Annotated in this window: 7 protein-coding genes; 5 read left to right on the top strand and 2 right to left on the bottom strand. The window is 68.7% G+C overall.

Translation table 11 applies throughout. The annotated features are described in order from the left end of the window. Positions 1–73: 73 nt before the first annotated feature. A complete protein-coding gene (locus CFP71_RS41800) occupies positions 74–523 on the bottom strand; it encodes a hypothetical protein (protein WP_093939399.1) in 450 nt (149 codons plus the stop codon). 64 nt (positions 524–587) lie between these two features. Between CFP71_RS41800 and CFP71_RS41795 the strand changes: the two genes are divergently transcribed. Both CFP71_RS41795 and CFP71_RS41790 read left to right on the top strand, forming a co-directional pair. Continuing rightward, positions 588–1,568, top strand: coding sequence for a helix-turn-helix transcriptional regulator (locus CFP71_RS41795; protein ID WP_093939398.1), 981 nt, complete (start codon positions 588–590; stop codon positions 1,566–1,568). Positions 1,569–1,630: 62 nt separating this feature from the next. Further along, positions 1,631–2,023, top strand: coding sequence for a hypothetical protein (locus CFP71_RS41790; protein ID WP_005158152.1), 393 nt, complete (start codon positions 1,631–1,633; stop codon positions 2,021–2,023). A 79-nt stretch (positions 2,024–2,102) separates the two neighbouring features. Here the strand turns inward: CFP71_RS41790 and CFP71_RS41785 are convergent, their stop codons facing one another. Next, on the bottom strand, positions 2,103–2,804 hold the full coding sequence (locus tag CFP71_RS41785) for an IclR family transcriptional regulator (RefSeq protein ID WP_005158149.1): 702 nt from the start codon (positions 2,802–2,804) through the stop codon (positions 2,103–2,105). 79 nt (positions 2,805–2,883) lie between these two features. On the opposite strand from CFP71_RS41785, the gene leuC reads away from it, so the two are divergent. The 3 genes from leuC to CFP71_RS41770 all read left to right on the top strand — a co-directional run. Next, the gene (gene leuC, locus CFP71_RS41780) at positions 2,884–4,302 is read left to right on the top strand and encodes a 3-isopropylmalate dehydratase large subunit (protein WP_093939397.1); all 1,419 of its coding nucleotides are present in this window, start codon (positions 2,884–2,886) and stop codon (positions 4,300–4,302) included. Between the two features lie 32 nt (positions 4,303–4,334). Beyond that, entirely contained in the window at positions 4,335–4,937 is a 603-nt protein-coding gene (leuD, locus tag CFP71_RS41775; RefSeq protein WP_093939396.1) for a 3-isopropylmalate dehydratase small subunit, read from the top strand. Positions 4,938–5,190: 253 nt separating this feature from the next. Then, a partial coding sequence (locus CFP71_RS41770) for an HU family DNA-binding protein (protein WP_143267276.1) occupies positions 5,191–5,601 on the top strand: 411 nt, incomplete at its 3' end.

The following is a 5,601-nucleotide window of genomic DNA, read 5'->3' as shown; positions in this document are numbered from 1 at the left end:
CCGCTCTAACGACACTTGCCACTCACGACCACCCCCACTGCGATGGCACGCCCGATCCCGGCCGCAGCCGATCTCAGACCCGGCTGAACTCCATCACCCAGTTGGATTCCCAGGTCTCCCCGCCGTCCACCGAGAACTCCTGCTCCCAACGCGCCGACGTCGCGGTGATCTCCGACCAGAGGAAATGCGCCTTGATCGGCCGCCCCTCGTGGCTGTCGTCGCCGTAGAAGTCGCCCCGTCCGCCGTCGAAAGTTCCCACCACCGGCGGACAGAGCAGCCCGGTCCGGCTGCTCGCCCAGTAGATCGACCACTCCTTCCTGGCGACGTCGAACAGGCGCAGCGTGAAGCCGCTGCTGCCCAGCGTCGGGAAAACGATCTCCTCGGTGTTGCCGCCGCCACCGAAGATCGGTTGGCAGGTGGAGGTCCCGGGGAACTCGTACCAGTCGTCACTGTCCTCGAAAAGGGTCTTCAGCCGCCGGTTGGCGACGGTCCAGGAGCCGGTGAAGAAGTCGAAATCGTTCATGCCGCCGATCTTGCGGCGCCATCGCTGACATCTTCTGTCAGTGGTCGCTGGCAGACTCCCGGCCGTGCGTGCCGGCCGGATGGTGTCCCTGCTGTTGCTGTTGCAGAACCGGGGGAAGCTGAGCGCGGCCAGGCTGGCCGCGGAACTCGGCGTGACCGCGCGCACCGTTTACCGTGACATCGAGGCGCTCTCCGCCGCGGGCGTGCCGATCTACGCCGAGACAGGGCCTTTCGGCGGCTACCGGTTACTGGAGGGCTATCGCACCCGCTTGACCGGTCTCACGGCCGACGAGGCCGAATCCCTGTTCCTCACCGGGCTGCCGGAGCCCGCCGCCGAACTCGGGCTGGGCGCCCAGGTCGCGGCCGCCGAGCTCAAGCTGACGGCCGCTCTCCCGACGCCGTACCGGGACGCCTCGACGCGGATCCGGCAGCGGTTCCATCTCGACGCGCCCGGCTGGTACTCCGAAGCCGAACCGGTGCCGCTGCTGACAGCCGTGGCGGAAGCGTTGTGGCGGGACAGGGTCATCGAGATCCGGTATCGCCGTTGGTCGCCCGAGCCCGGTGTCGTCACCCGCCGGCTGCATCCGCTGGGGCTCGTGCTCAAGGCCGGGGTCTGGTACCTCGTCGCCGTCCGCCGGAACCAGCCGCGCATCTACAAGGTCTCGTCGATCCAGCGGTCGCGGACGCTGCCGGAGAAGGCCGAGCGGCCCGAAGGATTCGAACTCTCCGCGTTCTGGCGGGCACACGTCGAAGGCTACGAAGAGGCGGAGGAGACCGAGACCGCGCTCATCCGCCTGTCACCGCAGGGGATCGCCGCCCTGCCGGACCTCCTCGGCCCGCGGGCCGCGCGTCTCGCCCGCCGCACCCTCACCGGCGAGGACGCCGAAGGCTGGCGGCGGGCCAGGATCCCGATGGAGAGCGTGCCCCACGCCGCCGCGGGGTTGCTCAAGCTCGGCGTCGACGCCCAGGCGCTGGAGCCCGCCGCGCTGGTCGCCCACCTGACAGCGACCGTGCGCGCGATGGCCGGCCTCTATCCGGGCGGCTGAACCCGTCCCGGATGTGCCATGCTCGACAGCGCACGAAGTGGCGAAACCGAGAGGTGACGAGGGTGTCCATCTGGGCAGGCGTGATCAATTTCGTCCGGGCGCGGTACGAGGTGCTCGAAGAGCGGGACGGCTGGCTCCGGTTCCGGGTCGACACCGGGGAGGGCCGCGGCCAGCAGGTGTCCTTGCACCACTTGCCCGACCACGACGGCGCGGAGTGGGTGGAGATCTCTTCCCCGGTCGGCTGGGCCGACAAGATCGACCTGCGGCGCCTGCTCGAACTGGCGGGCGGTGACTCGGTCGGCGGCGCGGCGGTGGTGGACGGCGTCGCCCTGCTCAAGCACACGATCCCGCTGGTCGATCTGAACCTGCGGAACGAGTTCGAACACCCGCTGAAGTCCCTCGTCACGCGCGCCGACACCCTCGAACACGAGCTGACGAAGGCCGACGAGTTCTGATCCGACGCGTCCATTCAGGACGGTCCCGGAAACGATGAAGGCCCCCTGCGCCGCAGGGGGCCTTCATCCGTCTGGAAGCTCAGAGGCGCTCCTGGAGCGCGTCCGCGGCGGCGAGCAGATCCGCGGCCCAGCGCGCCCCCGGTTTACGCCCTATACGTTCGATGGGCCCGGAAACCGACACCGCGGCGACGACGGTGCCCGTCGAATCCCGTACCGGCGCCGAGACACTCGCCACACCGGGCTCCCGTTCCGCCACGCTCTGGGCCCAGCCCCGACGGCGGACCTCGAGCAGCGTGCGCTCCCCGTACACGGCTTCGGAAAGGATCGTCCGCTGCGTGTGCGGATCCGACCACGCGGCGAGCACCTTCGCGCCGGAACCCGCCGTCATCGGCAGCCGTGAACCGATCGGCACCGTGTCACGGAGACCGCTGGGCGGTTCCGCGGTCGAAACGCAGACGCGCTGGACACCGTCGCGACGGTAGAGCTGAACGCTTTCCCCGGTGATGTCGCGCAATTTCGGCAGCACCGAGCTCGCCGCGTCGAGCAGCGGATCGGTCGAACCGCCCGCCAGTTCCGCGAGCGCGGTCCCCGGCCGCCAGCGCCCGTCGGGGCCTCTGCGCAACAGGCGATGCACTTCGAGGCCGACCGCCAGCCGATGCGCCGTCGCGCGCGGCAAACCGGTCCGCGTGCACAGTTCCGCCAGGCCACAAGGATCTTCGGCCACGGCCTGAAGCACGGCCACGGCCTTGTCGAGTACTCCGATACCGCTATGCTGTCCCACAAGCCGATACTATCTTCCCGAAGTTTGAGATGTCCAGATGGTGGGAAGTACCGATTTCACCGCATGTGAGGAGCCGGAAATGCCCCGGACACTGGCCGAGAAAGTGTGGGAGTCGCACCTGGTGCGGCGCGGCGAGGGGGCCGAGCCCGACCTGCTCTACATCGACCTTCATCTGCTGCACGAGGTCACCAGCCCGCAGGCCTTCGACGGACTCCGCCTGGCGGGCCGGAAAATGCGCCGCCCCGACCTCACCATCGCGACCGAGGACCACAACGTCCCGACGATCGACATCGAGCTGCCGATCGCGGATCCCGTTTCCCGCACCCAGGTCGACACCCTTCGCACCAACTGCAAGGAGTTCGGTGTCCGGCTGCACCCGATGGGCGACGCCGAACAGGGAATCGTGCACGTCATCGGCCCGCAACTGGGCCTGACCCAGCCGGGGATGACCGTGGTGTGCGGCGACAGTCACACCTCGACGCACGGCGCCTTCGGGGCGATGGCCTTCGGAATCGGCACCTCCGAGGTCGAACACGTCATGGCGACCCAGACCCTGCCGCTCCGTCCATTCAAGACGATGGCCATCACGGTCGACGGTGCCCTGCGGCCCGGCGTCACGGCGAAGGACATCATCCTCGCGGTGATCGCGAAGATCGGCACCGGCGGCGGACAGGGCTACGTCCTCGAATACCGCGGCGAAGCCATCGAAAACCTGTCGATGGAAGCCCGGATGACCGTCTGCAACATGTCGATCGAAGCCGGCGCGCGCGCCGGGCTCATCGCCCCGGACGAGACGACGTTCGCGTATCTGAAGGGCCGTCCGCACGCGCCGAAGGGCGCCGACTGGGACGCCGCGGTCGAGAACTGGCGCGAACTCCGCACGGACGACGACGCCGTCTTCGACGCCGAGGTGCGGCTGAACGCCGACGAGCTCACGCCTTTCGTGACCTGGGGCACGAACCCGGGCCAGGGGCTCCCGCTGGGCGCCGAGGTGCCCGACCCCGAGCGCATCGGCGACGAGAACGAGCGCATCGCCGCTGAAAAGGCCCTGTCCTATATGGACCTGAAGCCGGGCACGCCGCTGCGGGAGATCGCGGTGGACACCGTCTTCCTCGGCTCGTGCACGAATGGCCGTATCGAGGATCTGAGGGCCGCCGCGGACGTCCTGCGCGGGCACAAGGTCGCCGAGTCGGTCCGGATGCTCGTCGTCCCCGGCTCGATGCGGGTCCGCCAGGCGGCCGAAGCCGAAGGGCTGGACCAGGTCTTCACCGAAGCCGGCGCGGAATGGCGTCAGGCGGGCTGTTCGATGTGCCTCGGCATGAACCCGGACCAGCTCAAGCCGGGCGAGCGCAGCGCCTCGACCTCGAACCGCAACTTCGAAGGCAGGCAGGGCAAGGGCGGCCGGACGCATCTGGTCTCACCACTCGTGGCGGCCGCCACGGCCGTGCGGGGAACCCTGTCCAGCCCCGAAGACCTGCTGCCCGCCGCCGCCCGCTGACATCGCTGACATCCGCGAAGGAGTTCCCAACCATGGACGCGTTCACCCACCACACCGGCGTCGGGGTCCCGCTGCGCAGGTCCAACGTGGACACTGACCAGATCATCCCGGCGGTCTACCTCAAGCGCGTGAGCCGCACCGGCTTCGAAGACGGTCTCTTCGCCGCCTGGCGCTCCGACGAGTCGTTCATCCTCAACCAAGAGCCCTTCAAAAGCGGGTCGGTCCTGGTCGCGGGCCCGGACTTCGGCACCGGTTCCTCCCGCGAGCACGCGGTCTGGGCCCTGATGGACTACGGCTTCCGCGCCGTGATCTCCTCCCGGTTCGCGGACATCTTCCGCGGCAACTCGGGCAAGCAGGGCCTCGTCGCCGCTCAGGTCGAGCAGGCGGACGTCGAACTGCTGTGGAAGCTGCTCGAAAACGAGCCCGGGACGGAGGTCACGGTGGACCTCGAGTCGAAGACGGTACGGGCCAAGGACTTCACCGCGCCCTTCCAGATCGACGACTACACCCGCTGGCGGCTCCTCGAAGGGCTCGACGACATCGCCCTGACACTCCGCCACGCGGAGGAGATCGACACTTTCGAGATCCAGCGCCCCTCCTGGAAGCCGGTGACCCTCCCGGCGGCCTCCTCCTAGGGTCGGTCGAAGGGGGCGGATTCCCTTGCTGAGCAGGGAATCCGCACCTCGGCCGGGGTCCTGTGCGACAGCCCCGAAACCACACCGAACGGCACCTCGAGAGGCCCTGAAGGGGTCCCTCGGGAGGCGGAACAGCCCCCGAGACAAGGGAAATTTCCGCGCGTCGTTTGGAATTTGTGCTGCATTGGTAATACCGTGTGCGCTAAGTCGGCCGACGGGGCCGTGTACAAGTAGTTCTTCTTGGAGGACTGGAATGGCCAACAAGGCCCAGCTGATCGAGGCGCTGTCGGAGCGCCTGGGCGACAAGAAGGTCGCGTCGGAGGCCGTCGATGGCCTTGTCGACATCATCATCCGGACGGTCAACAAGGGCGAGAAGGTGAACATCACCGGCTTCGGTGTGTTCGAGAAGCGCGCCCGCGCCGCCCGCACCGCGCGGAACCCGCGCACCGGTGAGACCGTTCGCGTCAAGAAGACCAACGTGCCCGCGTTCCGCGCCGGCACGACCTTCAAGGACGTCATCAGCGGTTCGAAGAAGCTGCCGAAGGCCACCGCTGTGAAGCGCGCGACCGCCGGCACCACCACCACTCGGGCCGCCGCCACCCGCGCGACGACGACCCGGACGGCCGCCAGCCGCCCGGCCGCGACGAGATCGGAAGAGCACACG

The organism is Amycolatopsis thailandensis, from assembly GCF_002234405.1.
GTDB lineage: Bacteria > Actinomycetota > Actinomycetes > Mycobacteriales > Pseudonocardiaceae > Amycolatopsis > Amycolatopsis thailandensis.
Note: the sequence above shows the minus strand (reverse complement) of the source record. Positions and strands in the feature narration are given on the sequence as shown.

What these genes read in the sequence shown, in the direction of transcription:
- leuC (WP_093939397.1), top strand. Translation starts at nt 2,884, where the DNA reads ATGCCCCGGACACTGGCCGAGAAAGTGTGGGAGTCGCACCTGGTGCGG.
- leuD (WP_093939396.1), top strand. Translation starts at nt 4,335, where the DNA reads ATGGACGCGTTCACCCACCACACCGGCGTCGGGGTCCCGCTGCGCAGG.
- CFP71_RS41800 (WP_093939399.1), bottom strand. Translation starts at nt 523, where the DNA reads ATGAACGATTTCGACTTCTTCACCGGCTCCTGGACCGTCGCCAACCGG.